The 9,475-nt window shown below is 60.7% G+C and carries 9 protein-coding genes, 1 tRNA gene and 1 pseudogene; 7 read left to right on the top strand and 4 right to left on the bottom strand.

Going from position 1 to position 9,475, the window contains the following annotated elements; all coding sequences use genetic code 11:
- Positions 1–154: 154 nt before the first annotated feature.
- The gene (locus tag HMPREF9371_RS10215; protein WP_009120052.1) at positions 155–1,594 is read left to right on the top strand and encodes an MBOAT family O-acyltransferase; all 1,440 of its coding nucleotides are present in this window, start codon (positions 155–157) and stop codon (positions 1,592–1,594) included.
- Between the two features lie 30 nt (positions 1,595–1,624).
- On the opposite strand, the pseudogene HMPREF9371_RS13715 reads toward HMPREF9371_RS10215, so the two are convergent.
- Positions 1,625–1,755 (bottom strand): annotated as a pseudogene (locus HMPREF9371_RS13715) (lipoprotein signal peptidase).
- A gap of 309 nt (positions 1,756–2,064) precedes the next feature.
- On the opposite strand from HMPREF9371_RS13715, the gene HMPREF9371_RS10210 reads away from it, so the two are divergent.
- From HMPREF9371_RS10210 to HMPREF9371_RS10190, 5 genes are all read left to right on the top strand, one after another.
- Positions 2,065–3,096, top strand: a complete 1,032-nt coding sequence (locus HMPREF9371_RS10210) for an SGNH/GDSL hydrolase family protein (protein WP_232203147.1) — start codon at positions 2,065–2,067, stop codon at positions 3,094–3,096.
- 21 nt (positions 3,097–3,117) lie between these two features.
- Positions 3,118–4,287, top strand: coding sequence for a GDSL-type esterase/lipase family protein (locus HMPREF9371_RS10205; RefSeq protein ID WP_009120050.1), 1,170 nt, complete (start codon positions 3,118–3,120; stop codon positions 4,285–4,287).
- Between the two features lie 103 nt (positions 4,288–4,390).
- Positions 4,391–5,128: a triose-phosphate isomerase gene (gene tpiA, locus HMPREF9371_RS10200; protein WP_009120049.1), complete on the top strand. Its 738-nt coding sequence runs from the start codon at positions 4,391–4,393 to the stop codon at positions 5,126–5,128.
- A gap of 10 nt (positions 5,129–5,138) precedes the next feature.
- On the top strand, positions 5,139–5,465 hold the full coding sequence (secG, locus tag HMPREF9371_RS10195) for a preprotein translocase subunit SecG (protein WP_040661109.1): 327 nt from the start codon (positions 5,139–5,141) through the stop codon (positions 5,463–5,465).
- A 31-nt stretch (positions 5,466–5,496) separates the two neighbouring features.
- Positions 5,497–5,582, top strand: a tRNA-Leu gene (locus tag HMPREF9371_RS10190).
- A 61-nt stretch (positions 5,583–5,643) separates the two neighbouring features.
- Here the strand turns inward: HMPREF9371_RS10190 and HMPREF9371_RS10185 are convergent.
- Entirely contained in the window at positions 5,644–6,522 is an 879-nt protein-coding gene (locus tag HMPREF9371_RS10185; protein ID WP_040661108.1) for a helix-turn-helix domain-containing protein, read from the bottom strand.
- A 109-nt stretch (positions 6,523–6,631) separates the two neighbouring features.
- Between HMPREF9371_RS10185 and HMPREF9371_RS10180 the strand changes: the two genes are divergently transcribed.
- Positions 6,632–7,510 carry a DMT family transporter gene (locus tag HMPREF9371_RS10180; RefSeq protein WP_009120046.1) on the top strand — a complete coding sequence of 293 codons (879 nt, stop codon included), beginning with the start codon at positions 6,632–6,634 and terminating at the stop codon, positions 7,508–7,510.
- A 175-nt stretch (positions 7,511–7,685) separates the two neighbouring features.
- Here HMPREF9371_RS10180 and HMPREF9371_RS10175 read toward each other — a convergent pair whose 3' ends face one another.
- Both HMPREF9371_RS10175 and HMPREF9371_RS10170 read right to left on the bottom strand, forming a co-directional pair.
- On the bottom strand, positions 7,686–8,678 hold the full coding sequence (locus HMPREF9371_RS10175; protein ID WP_009120045.1) for a putative transporter: 993 nt from the start codon (positions 8,676–8,678) through the stop codon (positions 7,686–7,688).
- 156 nt (positions 8,679–8,834) lie between these two features.
- Complete coding sequence (locus HMPREF9371_RS10170; protein ID WP_009120044.1) at positions 8,835–9,464, bottom strand: arylesterase; 630 nt, start codon at positions 9,462–9,464, stop codon at positions 8,835–8,837.
- Positions 9,465–9,475 lie beyond the last annotated feature (11 nt).

Below are 9,475 nucleotides of genomic sequence, written 5' to 3'. Positions count from 1 at the left end.
GCAAAGGTCTCAGCCTGCCGCCTGCTGCGGGACGCCGGGCAAGCGGCTGAAAGTTTTTGTAAAAATACGTGAGGCGGGTATAATTCGGCGTTTTGCGGCCGTCCGTTTGCGGCCGTCCGTTTGATTTCCGTTTTGAGTCCGCTCTGCTTCCGCCATGCCGCTGCTTTCCATCGAATTTGCCGTTTTTTTCCTCTGCTTCTTTCCCCTCTATTGGCTGCTGCGCGCTTCGCCGCGCGGGCAGAATTATCTGCTGCTGGCGGCGGGTTTGGGCTGGCTGTTTCATCTGCATTGGGGCTTTGCTGCGGCGGTGGTGGTGTTTTCGCTGGCGGTGACGGTGGCGGCGGCCGGGCTGTCGCAGGCGGTGCGGCCGCGGGCGCGGCAGGGCTGGTTGGCCGGCGGGGTGGGCTTGGCGCTTGTGAATCTGGCGTTTTTCAAGTATTTCGATTTCTTCCGCCCGGCTTTGCAGCAGTGGCTGCACGGGCCGGTGGCCGATCTGCTGCTGCCTTTGGGCATTTCTTATTACACCTTTCAGGCGGTGGCCTATCTGGTGTCGCTTTACCGGCGTGAAGACGTGAAGCTGAAATGGCGTGATCTGCTGCTGCACCTGAGTTTTTTCCCCACCATTACCTCGGGCCCGATTGCGCGGGCAAGCTACCTGAAAAGCCTGGAAGGCACGCATCCGGGCATGGCCGGGCAGATTCAAACCGATACGCCGCGCCGCATTCTGTATCCAGCGCTGGCGGTGTCGCTGGTGGTGTTGGGCATCACCAAAAAATGGTGGTTGGCCGGTTCGCTGGCCGGCGGCTGGGTGGACCCGGTGTTTGAAAACCCGATGCAGTACGATGCGCTGGCGGTGCTGACTGCGATGTACGGCTATACGGTGCAGCTGTTTCTGGATTTCTCCGGCTACACCGATTTGGTAATCGGCATGGCCATGCTGCTCGGTTTCCGTTTGCCGCAAAACTTCATGATGCCGCTGCGCGCCTTCAATATCCGCGATTTTTGGGACCGCTGGCACATCACGCTCTCCACTTGGATTCGCGACTATATTTATATTCCGCTCGGCGGCAGCCGCTACGGCTTTGTGCGCACCCAGTTCAACCTGATGGCGGCCATGCTGTTGTCGGGCATTTGGCACGGCCAGGGCTGGAACTTTCTGCTGTGGGGCTTTTTGCACGGCGCGGCGCTGGTGCTGCTCAATATCGGCGACCGCATTGCGGGCAAACGGGAGTGGCTGGCCTCGTCGTCGCGCTGGGGCAAGGCGCTGGGCGTGCTGGTCACGGTGAACTTCGTCTGCTTCGCCTTTGTGGTGTTCCGCACCGCCAGTTTGGAGGAAGCCGGCCTGATGTTCCGCGCCCTGCTGGGCAATGAATTGGGCTGGCGGCCGGCCGATTTGGGCACCGTGGCCGTCTTGGCGCTGATGGTGTTGGCGCTGCTGTTTTACGGCAGTCTCGCCCGCCTGTTCCAAGGCGCGGTGCGCCTGTTGGAACGCCTGCCGCTGTGGTTGTGGCCGCTGCCGCTGGCCGCAGCCCTGTGGCTGCTGATGGTATTGGCGCCGTCCGGCATCCCCGGCTTTATCTACGCCAATTTTTGATCCGGCCGAAATAGCCGACACCCAAGTCTTTCAGGTAGCCTGAGACCTTTGTAAAACCGCCAGATGTGGATGCAGTTCAAGGCGTAGCAGCACAGCGCGCGAAGACATATCACACGATAGGCAAGCGAGCGAGCAGCGCACAACGCAGAAATGCGCCGCAGATGGCGGTTTTACAAAGGTCTCAGTCTGAACCGCACCGCAACCATCCGCCGTTATATGGACACAAGGAACACGGCATGAAACCGCACCAAGCCAAACGCAAAGCCAACCGCCACAAATACAGCAAATCTGCGCCCCGGCCGGCTGCGTCCGCTCCAGTTGCCGCCCGCGCAGCTGCCCAAGCGGACAAGCACGTGCCGGAGTTGCCGGCCAAGCCGCATATTCCGGTGCGCCAGCCCAAGCCGCAGCCGCCCGCCGCCTTGGCCGGGAAACCCCAACCCCGCCGCTATGCTTGGGGGCTGGCGGCGGTGATGTTGTGTACCGCCTTGCTCACGGTATGGTTCAGCCAGCAGTCGATCAACGCTTACTGGCAGCAAACCTACCACCGCGCCAGCCCGCTGGAAATGTTGAACCGCTACGCCTGGTGGCAGAGCGGCGCGCGGCTGCAAACGGCGGCCAACGAGCGTTATCAGGCGCTGGCCGATTGGTTTGCCGCACACAACGAGCGCTGGCGGCCGCCGCCCGCGCCGGCGGCCAAGCCGGGCGTTCAGGTAGCCCTTGCGCACGCCGTACCGCTCGAACAAGCGAATGTTAAGCCGCCGTCAGAGACGGTAAAACCGCTTGCCGCCGAGCAACGTGCGCCTGATAAAGTGCGCCTCACGGCCGGCGACAAGGTGTTTTTTGCCGGCGATTCCATGATGGAAGGCATCGCGCCCCACCTGCAAAGACGGCTGCGCAGCGAATACGGCATCCAGTCGGTCAACCTCAGTCGTCAAAGCACCGGTTTGTCGTATCCGCAGTTTTTCGATTGGCCCGCCGTGATTGAAAAACAGTTGCAGGACGACCCCGACATCAAACTGCTGGTGGTGTTTCTCGGCCCCAACGACCCGTGGGATTTTCCCAATCCACAGCAGCCCGGCAGCGGCTACCTGAAATTCCAAAGCCCCGAATGGGAGCAGGTGTACCGCCAGCGCATCGACCGCATCGCCCAAGCCGCACGCCGCGCCGACGTGCAATTGGTTTGGCTGGGCATTCCGCTGATGAAGGGCAGCAAGCTGAACACCCAAATGCGCTACCTCGACGGCATCATGGCCAGCGAATTGCAGGGCAAAGCCATCTGGCTGCCCACCGACCGCCTGCTCGGCGGCAGCGAGAACGGCGAATACCGCGACAGCATAGAACTGGACGGCCGTTCCGTGCGCGTGCGCAGCAAAGACGGCATCCACTTCACGCTGAAAGGCCAGCAGTTCTTGGCCGACCACCTCGCCGCCTACATCGAATACCGCGCACCCGAGCCGGTGGCCGCCGCCGCTGTGCCCGCAGCCCTACCACACACACCCTAAGTCAAAATTAAAGGAAAAATTATGTTGTTGCACACAGGCAGAAAGGCCGCCCTGATGCTGGCCTGCCTGCTGAGCTGCCAAGCCTGCGGCGCCGACCCCACTCCCCAGGCCCAAGCTGCCCAACTCACCAACTACGGCACTTGGCAGCCGGTTTGGTTGGACAAGCTGGAGCGCCTCAACCGCGGCGAAAACGTGAAATTCCGCATCCTGCAGGTGGGCGATTCGCACACCGCCGGCGATCACTTCACCCACGAGCTGCGCCAGCGTCTGCAGCAGAAATGGGGCGACGGCGGCATCGGTTGGGTGTATCCGCACGCCGTCAGCGGCCAGCGCAACGCCCAAGTTTTGCACAGCGGCAGCGGTTGGCAGCTGCTCAGCAGCCGCAAAGACCGCGCCGACTTCCCCTTTGGCGGCATCCTGTCCCGTTCCGGTAACGGCGGCCGAGTAACCGTGTCGCCGCGCCAGCCGGTCAGCGGCGAACAGCGCATCACCATCACCGCCCGTCCCGTGTTTGCCGACCAAGCCCTGACCGTCAGCGACGGCCAAGGCCAAACCGTGGCCGCCCTGCCCAATTTGGGCAGCAATGCTTGGCAGTATTTTTCTTTCCACGCCAGCCTGCCGCTGAGCTACCGCGCGCAAGCGGGCGATATTTGGGAAATCGGCCACATCAATATCGAAAACGACCGCCCCGGGGTGGTGGTGTCGGCCATGGGCATCAACGGGGCGCAGCTGACACAATGGAGCGGCTGGCGCAGCGACTGGCCGCAGGATTTATCGGCCACCCAGGCCGATCTGGTGATTTTGGCCTACGGCACCAACGAGGCTTTTAACAACCGCATCGACATCGCCCAAACCAAGGAAGAATGGGCGTTTGCCATCCGCCGTATCCGCGAAGCCCTGCCCGGCGCGGGTATTTTGATTGTGGGTGCGCCGGAGTCGCTGCGCGGCAAGCAGGGCCGGTGCGGCACCCGTCCGGCGCCGTTGGATGCGGTCCAACAGATGCAACGCGAAGTGGCCCAGCAGGAGCAGATTTTCTTTTGGTCTTGGCAGGAAGCCATGGGCGGCCCTTGCAGCATGAAAAGCTGGATCGGCCAAGGGCTGGGCGCCCGTGACGGCGTCCACTTCACCGCCCAAGGCTATCAAAAGGCCGCGGGCCAATTGGCCGAAGACATCATCGCTTTGGTGAAATAAACCATTCGGGCGGGCCGGTTTTCAGGTAGCCTCGGCGGCCGACAGGCAGCGGGGGAAATCGGTTACAATAGCCGCCGTTTCACATCACTCGGAGAACGCGCACATGTGGCAGCAACAATGGATTTTGGGTAACTGGAAAATGAACGGACGTTCGGCCGCCTGTAGGGATTTCGCCGCCCGTTTGGCTCAACACAGGCTACCTGAAAACGTGCTTGCCGGCATTGCCGCCCCCGCGCCGTACGCCGCCGCCCTGAAGCAGCTGTTGCCGGCCGGATGGTTAAACGGCGCGCAGGACGTCAGCCGCTTTGCCGCCGACGGCGCCTTTACCGGCGAAACGTCCGCCGCCATGCTGGCCGATATCGGCTTGGATTTTGTGTTGGTCGGCCATTCCGAGCGCCGCCAGTATTTCGGCGAAGACCATGCCGTGCTGTCCGAAAAAATCGACCATGCCCAAGCCGCCGGCCTGATTCCGGTGTTGTGTGTGGGCGAATCGCTGGCCGAGCGCGAAGCCGGCCGCGAGCAAGCCGTGGTGGCTGCCCAACTGGCCGTGCTGGCAGACAAAAAGCCCGCTCAAATTGCGGTGGCCTACGAACCGGTATGGGCCATCGGCACCGGCAAAGTGGCCACGCCCGAGCAAATTGCAGAAATGCATGCATTTATTTACCGCGAGCTCTTGTCATGGGCGGCCGAGGGTGCTAATATCCGCACCCTTTACGGCGGCAGCGTCAACCCGCAAAATGCCCGCGCCATCCTCAGCCTCCCTCATGTGGACGGCGCCTTGGTCGGCGGCGCATCGCTACAAGCGGACAGTTTCGCTGCCATTATTTGTGCAACCGAGTAAAAACATGGGTCTGGAAGCATTTAAAACCATCATTATGATCATCGGCGGTTTTGCCTCGCTGGCTGTCATCGGTTTGATTCTGATGCAGCAGGGCAAAGGCGCAGATGCCGGTGCCGCTTTCGGCTCGGGCAGCGCCCAAGGCGTATTCGGTTCTGCTGGCAGCGCCAACTTTTTGAGCCGCAGCACCGCCATCGCCGCTGCCGTATTCTTTGCCTGCTGCTTGGCCTTGAGCTATATTTCAACCTATGGCAATAAAAGCCGCTTGAATTTCGATCAGCCAGCCGCCGCTCAACCGGCAGTCCCTGCTGCTGCCAGCCAAGCCGTGATTCCTGAATAAGGAAGCCGCCGTATTTGACAAACATTTTTCAGCCGACATGGTGGAATTGGTAGACACGCTATCTTGAGGGGGTAGTGACCCTAGGTCGTTCGAGTTCAAGTCTCGATGTCGGCACCATACTAAAGAAACCAGCAGCCTTCGGGCTGCTGGTTTTTTGTCTCTATGCGTCTCAGTAAATTTAGGACATATCTTGCGGGCCGGGCTGCCGCATTTGTGATGGTGCACAGCCGAAATGGGCGCGGAAACGGCGGCTCAAATGGGCGGAAGAGGCAAAGCCGCATTGGAGGGCGATGTCGGTCAGTGGCAGGCGGCTGCCGCTAACCAGCCGCCGGGCTTTTTCCAGCCGCTGCTGCATCACATAGCGCTGCGGGCTGTGGCCGGTGCTGTGTTTGAACAGGCGTGAGAAGTGGTATTCGCTCAAGCAGGCTTCGGCGGCTAAGTCTTGCAGGGTCAGGGGGCGGTCGAGGTTGGCCTCAATCCAGTCGCACAGGCGGCGTAAGCGGCTGGGGTCCAGCCGGCCGCGCACGGCGGGCGGCGCCCAGCCGACATTGCTGTAATGGCGGATCAGGTGTTGGAGCAGCAAGGTGGCGCTGGTGCTGATTTGCAGGTGGTTGGCGGGGTCCTGCCAGTCTTGGTTGAGGAGGAAGAGGCGGAACAAAGCGGCAATGCGCTCATCGTCGGCAAACACCCGTGGGTGCAGGGTGATGCTGTCGGGCGATTTGTCCCATACCTGTTCGGCAACCGTGCGCAGATGGTCGGGGGTGTAATAGAGATGGGTGAAGTGCAGGGGATTGCGGATGTCCCAGCTGGATGCCCAGTCGGCCGGCATCAGGCAGAAGCGGCCGGGTGCGCCGCCGTGACGCCAACCTTGCGGGCTTTTATATAAGGTGTCGCGCCCGCCGTTTACATAAAGGCTGAGCACCGGATGGTCGTGCACGATGTCCACTTCCACTTGCCGGTTTGACCAGGCGGCCAGTTGGATGCCGTTGGCCAGCGTGATGCTGTTGTGCAATTCGGCGTGGTGGTGCAGCAGTTTTTCGATGGCTGGGTAGGTCATGATGGCAAACCGCAATTTCAGACAAATCGGCGGCAAAATGGGACAAGCGCGCTTCGGCGGGCGCAAATCATAATGGCTACCTGAAAAATTTGTCAAAAAGGATGGCCGGATGAATGTGCTGCTGTATGTAGCGGTGGTGTTGATTTGGGGCACCACTTGGTTGGCGATTGCGGTACAAACCGCTTATACCCCGCCTTTGAATGCGGTGTTTTGGCGTTTTGCGACGGCGGTGGCCGTGTTGTGGCTGCTGTTGGCTGTGTTGCGTCGTTTGAAGGTGCTGGGCCGGCAGGATCAGCTGTGGTGTGCCGTGCAGGGAGCGTGTGTGTTTTGCTTGAATTTTGTGTGCCTGTATTCGGCCGTCAAATACATCAACAGCGGGCTTTTGGCGGTGATTTTTTCTTTGTCGGTATGGTTCAATGCCTTAAACAGCCGCTTGTTTTTTGGTCATGCCCTCACGCGGCGGTTTGCCGTTTCGGCCCTATTGGGCTTGTGCGGCATGGTGGCGCTGTTTTGGCCGGATATGTTGGCCGGAGACGGTGAGCACGGCCTGTGGCGGGGGATGGCGTTTGCGGTGGCCGGCACTTATCTGTTTTCTTTGGGCAATATGGTTAGCCTGCGCCACCAGCGGCGCGGTTTGAATGTGTTCCATACCAATGCCTGGGCCATGCTGTACGGCACGGTATGGCTGGCGCTGCTGGTGTTTTTGTCCGGGCAGCTGTTGGCGCCGCCATCTGACGGGGCGTTTTGGCTGGCGACCTTCCATGTGGCCGTGCCGGGCACGGTGGTGGGCTTTGCCGTTTATTTTCTGTTGGTCGGGCGCATCGGTGCGGCCAAGGCGGCTTACAGTATGTTGCTCACGCCTTTGGTGGCGTTGGCGGTCTCTACGGTGTGGGAAGGTCACCGTTGGCATGCAGCCGGCGTGTTGGGGGTGGCGCTGATTTTGTGCGGCAATTATCTGATGTTTTCGCGGCCGCCAGCACGCCTTTAGGGACTGTTCGCCATCTCCATGGCGGCGGTATTCGGTCAACATTCCGAGTCCGCCGCCTTGATCCCGAAAGGGGCGGCGAAATGCTGGCCATATTTCCAATTTGGGGCCAGCCTGCTTGGTGTCTGCCGTTTTTGCCTCCTAAAACTGCTGCACAAGAAGCTGGGGAATCGGGTGTTTAAGGGTTTGTTTCCGCTTGGGGGGCAGCCATTTGCCGCTCGAAGGCTTTCAGCCGTTTGTGGATAGACAAGAGCTCGACAATGGTGGGCCAAGACTGCACCAGAAACTGAAAAGAGTCGAGCACCTGGCCGAAGGCACGCACAATCTGCTGCATCAGGCCGAGTGTGATGACGCCTTTCACCAGTGTCGGGCCCATGGCCAGATAAGGCAGCACGATGGAAAACTGCAAATACGACCAACGGGCGATGTCGAAATACAGATAATGCCAATAGAGGCGGAAATAATTGCGGCGCACGTCTTGAAACAGGCCGCCGAGGGTGGCGGTGTCGGCGCGGTGTGGCTGGTCTTCGCCGAGCACCAACTCTTTGCGGTAGGCGGCTTCTACTTTTTGGTTGTTGAATTCCAGCCCCGGCAGTTTCACCCCGATGCCGGCCAGCACCACGGTGCCGACGATGGCGGCGATGATGGCGATGTACACCAGCGAGTGTTCCACATGGCCGAAATAAGGCAGCTCGTCAATCGGCTTGCTCAATTCCCACAGCAGCGGGACGAATGCAATTAGGGTAAACACGGCTTTCAAAAAGCCTTCGCCCAAGGTTTCTACCAGATTGGCAAAGCGCATGGTGTCTTCCTGCACCCGTTGCGAAGCGCCTTCGATGTGGCGCAGGCGCGGCCAGTGGGCGGTGTAGTAGTCGGTCATGGCGGTGCGCCAGCGGAAGGCATAATGCTTGCCGATATAGCTGGTGACCACCGCCACCAAAATCAGGATGCCGGCAATGCGGGCGAAGGCGAAAATGTGGGCGTAAAACTCGTCCAGCGACACCGAACCCGGCTCGGCCAGCATTTTTTGCACCGCATTGTAAAACGTGCCGAACCAATCGTTGATTTGCAGGCTCAGCTCCACCCGATACCAAGTGGCGGCCATGATGAGCAGGGTGCCGAACAGCGACCAGCGCAGCCATTTTTTATTGAGGAAGAAACTGCGGAACATGGATGCTCCCGTGAAAATAAGTAAAGGCGGCCATTATAGTGACATTCGTTGGCCGCCGTCATCGGGGGCGATGGGCGCGCCTTAGCAACGTTTGAATGCCGTTGCCACCTTGCGATCGCTCACGCGGTTGCCACACGACAATCAATACTTGGAAGGCTACCTGAAACCCTGCTGTTGCAGGAAATCGGCCAAACGCTCGGCAAACAGGCGGTAGCCGGCGGCATTGGCGTGGATGGCGTCTGATTTCAGCGAGTCGTCCGCGAGAATTTCCGACCAGACATCGCGCAGCAGCGGTGTGCGGTATTGTTCCGCCAATTCGGCATACAGCGGATGGTCGCTCAAATGACCGAAGGCGGCGGCCAGCCCGATTTTCGGCATGGCGATCAGCAGCGGCTGGCTGCCGGCCTGCTGCACGCTTTCCAGCAGGCGGCCGATGTGGCGGCGGGTGTCTGCTTCGGGCAGCTGGCGCAGGAAGTCGTTGCCGCCGATGCCGATCAGCACCAGTTTCGGCTGCGCCCGCAAGAGAGCGGGCAGGCGGGTCAAAGCCTGCGCCGAGGTATCGCCCGATACGCCGCCGTTGTCCACTTGCCAGCCGGTGAGGCGGGCAAGCTGGGCCGGGTAGGCGGCTTCGGGCGTGGCACCGTAGCCTGCGGTGAGCGAGTCGCCCAAAGCCAACACCCGGCTGCCGCGCGGCAGGGTGGTGTAGGCGGGTGTGCGCCGGCTGCAGGCGCTGAGCAAGACGGCGGCGGACAAGGCCAGGAATTGGCGGCGGGAATAGGCGGACATTAATGTAGAAA

This window comes from Neisseria shayeganii 871 (genome assembly GCF_000226875.1).
GTDB classification, from domain to species: domain Bacteria; phylum Pseudomonadota; class Gammaproteobacteria; order Burkholderiales; family Neisseriaceae; genus Eikenella; species Eikenella shayeganii.
The sequence above is the reverse complement of the archived record's forward strand: the minus strand, read 5'-3'. Positions and strand labels throughout refer to the sequence as shown.

Excerpts from the sequence above, each read along its gene's own strand:
- HMPREF9371_RS10180 (WP_009120046.1), top strand. The coding sequence starts at position 6,632 with ATGAATGTGCTGCTGTATGTAGCGGTGGTGTTGATTTGGGGCACCACT.
- tpiA (WP_009120049.1), top strand. The coding sequence starts at position 4,391 with ATGTGGCAGCAACAATGGATTTTGGGTAACTGGAAAATGAACGGACGT.
- HMPREF9371_RS10210 (WP_232203147.1), top strand. The coding sequence starts at position 2,065 with ATGTTGTGTACCGCCTTGCTCACGGTATGGTTCAGCCAGCAGTCGATC.
- HMPREF9371_RS10170 (WP_009120044.1), bottom strand. The coding sequence starts at position 9,464 with ATGTCCGCCTATTCCCGCCGCCAATTCCTGGCCTTGTCCGCCGCCGTC.
- HMPREF9371_RS10175 (WP_009120045.1), bottom strand. The coding sequence starts at position 8,678 with ATGTTCCGCAGTTTCTTCCTCAATAAAAAATGGCTGCGCTGGTCGCTG.
- HMPREF9371_RS10215 (WP_009120052.1), top strand. The coding sequence starts at position 155 with ATGCCGCTGCTTTCCATCGAATTTGCCGTTTTTTTCCTCTGCTTCTTT.
- HMPREF9371_RS10205 (WP_009120050.1), top strand. The coding sequence starts at position 3,118 with ATGTTGTTGCACACAGGCAGAAAGGCCGCCCTGATGCTGGCCTGCCTG.
- HMPREF9371_RS10185 (WP_040661108.1), bottom strand. The coding sequence starts at position 6,522 with ATGACCTACCCAGCCATCGAAAAACTGCTGCACCACCACGCCGAATTG.